Genomic DNA, 2,266 nt, shown 5'->3' with positions numbered 1-2,266 from the left:
AACACCATCGATCATCGGCTGACCAAACCGAAGCATCCGTGAACCAATGGTCAGGTCGAGCGCATGAACCGGACGATCAAGGACGCGACCGTCAAGCGCCTCTACTACGAGACGCACGATCAACTCCGAACACATCTCGCTGACTTCGTCACGGCATACAACTTCGCCCGACGCCTCAAGACCCTCAAGACCCTCAAGACCCTCAAGGGGCTCACGCCCTACGATTACGTCTGCAAGCCCTGGACAAAGGAGCCGCAACGATTCACCCTCAACCCGCTCCATCACATCCCGGGACTGAACATCTAATCTACTGGGTCTCACGCCGCAGCCGGGTTAGTTCATTTCGCTCAGCCACATCAGGCCAGAGAGAATCTCCTCCACGCTGACTCTTTTCTCACCGCATCCGCGATCCAGTTTAGGCGGTTCCCCGGCATTGAGAACACCTTTGATGAAAGCTTCAGGTGGTCCACCAGACCGGGGCGATGTCAGTGCCAGAAACTTGAATTTGCAGACTGCAACAGGCGCTTCTACCATCAATCGAGTGGCGTTTTGTCGACAGCCTTGTTGAGGGCACGAAAGATGAAGGCGGGGGCGAGGCGCGACATTGCATAGAGCGCCTTGGTCTGGCCGGGACGCACCTCGTCGACGCCGTTGGCGAGGCCCTGCATCAAAGCTTTGGCGATGCTTGCCGCATCCGTCTTGGACCCGTCGTAACGCCGGGTCATGTTGGTGTCGACGGCGGGCGGCATCAGTTCGACGACCTTGAGGTTCGTGTTCCTGACCTGCCAGCGCAGCGAGCGGGTGAAGCCGTGAAGCCCGGCTTTGGCCGCGCTATAGCCGGGTGTGTTGCCGAACGGCGCGTAGATCAGTCCGGTCGTGATATTGACGATCGCGGCTTCGGGCCGGGCAAGCAGATGCGGCAGCAAGGCCGTCGTCAGGTGGATTGGCGCATGGAGATCCAACGCAAGTTCGGTGTCGAGCCGGTCAAGCGCACGATCATCGGCCAGCGCAAAATACTGCATGATGCCGGCGTTGTTGATGAGGAGGTCGAGCGGTCGATCCTGGGACGACACCTCGGCGACCAGCCGTTCTCGCTCCGTTTTCACGGCCAGATCGGCCTGCAGGGTGGACACGTTCGCCAGCTCGGACCTGACCTTGTCCAGGCGAGCAAGGTCTCGGCCGACGATCGTGACATGTGCACCGGCCTGCACGAGCGCGCGCGTGATGGCGAGCCCAATGCCGGTGCCGCCGCCGGTCACGAGTGCCGTCTTGTTCTGGAAGTTCATGCTGGTGTCCGGTTGCTGGCTCAAGGGGAAGGGTGCGCCGGCGCGATGCCGAGCGCGGGCAGCAGCACGTGGTCAAGGAGACCGACGAGGAAGGCCCGGTCGAATGGTCGACGCTGTATGAGCGAACGGTAGCCGCCCATCGCTGGAATGACCTGGGCGATCGCTTCGACGTCCACCGTCGCCCGCACCTCGCCCCGCGCAATCGCACGGCCGATCAAAATGCGGTTGGCCTGCGTCCAGGGTTCGATCATCGCCTCGTGGCCGGCATCCGCGACGTCTGGCTCTTGCGCGAGCAACGCGGCGAGCGCGACCACGGCGCGCATGAATCGTTCGCCCCGAGCGGCCGAGCCTGCGTCAAACAAGGCGAGCATGTCGCCGCGCAGGCTGCCGGTATCGGTCAGCTGGTCGAAGTCGATCTGATCGCGCTTCATCTGCGCGACGGCATCCAGCACCATGTCTGTCTTCGAGGGCCACCGGCGATAAACAGTGCCTTTGCCGGCACGAGCCCGTGCCGCCACCATGTCCACCGTCATTCTCTCGAATCCGACCTCGACCAGGATGTCGATGGTCGCGCTGAGGATGGCGGCATCGCGCGCTCCATCCAATTTGCGGCCTCCCGATCGAGGCCGCGGCGCAGCGGCTTCGCGCGGTCGAAAGCTCGGAGATTGTTCTGAACCCATGACGTATCGATACTTTATGGTGTCGGTACTGTAAGTTCTGTTTATTTTTGGGTGCAGTTGTTGATTTGGAGACTGCCGGTAGCCGACCTGAGCCCTTACCGATCTGCGATCGTGGTCCCCTCTTTCATATCCTGCAATGGGCTGTTCTAGCCGACGTGGAGACCACGGGTATGAGGGTGAGGCGCTTGGCGAAGGAGGCATCGAAATTCGGCTTGTCATCCAGCTTGCAGTGCAAGGCGAGCATGCGGCACACCATCAGGATGCCCGTCAGATCGCCCCGCACCAGTCCCAATCCCTTGG

The 2,266-nt window shown here is 61.6% G+C and carries 2 protein-coding genes and 1 pseudogene; 1 reads left to right on the top strand and 2 read right to left on the bottom strand.

Going from position 1 to position 2,266, the window contains the following annotated elements:
- Nucleotides 1–306, top strand: a pseudogene (locus P7D22_RS22885) (integrase core domain-containing protein); the annotation flags it as partial.
- Nucleotides 307–533: 227 nt separating this feature from the next.
- Here P7D22_RS22885 and P7D22_RS22880 read toward each other — a convergent pair.
- A complete protein-coding gene (locus tag P7D22_RS22880) occupies nt 534–1,259 on the bottom strand; it encodes an SDR family oxidoreductase (RefSeq protein WP_319936550.1) in 726 nt (241 codons plus the stop codon).
- A 47-nt stretch (nt 1,260–1,306) separates the two neighbouring features.
- Nucleotides 1,307–1,891: a TetR/AcrR family transcriptional regulator gene (locus tag P7D22_RS22875; protein ID WP_319936549.1), complete on the bottom strand. Its 585-nt coding sequence runs from the start codon at nt 1,889–1,891 to the stop codon at nt 1,307–1,309.
- Nucleotides 1,892–2,266: the final 375 nt, after the last annotated feature.

This window comes from Lichenihabitans sp. Uapishka_5, from assembly GCF_033947565.1.
Lineage (GTDB): Bacteria > Pseudomonadota > Alphaproteobacteria > Rhizobiales > Beijerinckiaceae > Lichenihabitans.
The sequence above is the reverse complement of the archived record's forward strand: the minus strand, read 5'-3'. Positions and strand labels throughout refer to the sequence as shown.